Annotated in this window: 1 protein-coding gene; it reads right to left on the bottom strand. The window is 49.8% G+C overall.

Annotated features, from left to right (window positions below; all coding sequences use genetic code 11):
• Positions 1-229, bottom strand: a 229-nt coding sequence (locus tag ABT56_RS23110; RefSeq protein ID WP_047881251.1) for an efflux RND transporter permease subunit, incomplete at both ends; no start/stop codon positions are given.

Raw genomic sequence — 229 nt, 5'->3', positions numbered from 1 at the left:
ACTACTAGTACGATGATCGCCGCTTCAATGATAGTTTTGATTACTTCGCTAATCGATTCGTTGATCGCAACGGTTGAGTCGTACAGCACGTCCATTTTGATCGTGCTTGGCAGGTTGCGTTTTAGTTGTGGCAACAAGTCTAGGACATCTGCGGCGATGTTGATCGGGTTAGCACTCGGCGCTGCGTTGATTGCTGCTACCACCGCTTCCTGACCATTCGCACTTGCAC

It is taken from the genome of Photobacterium aquae (genome assembly GCF_001029445.1).
GTDB classification, from domain to species: domain Bacteria; phylum Pseudomonadota; class Gammaproteobacteria; order Enterobacterales; family Vibrionaceae; genus Photobacterium; species Photobacterium aquae.
Note: the sequence above shows the minus strand (reverse complement) of the source record. Positions and strands in the feature narration are given on the sequence as shown.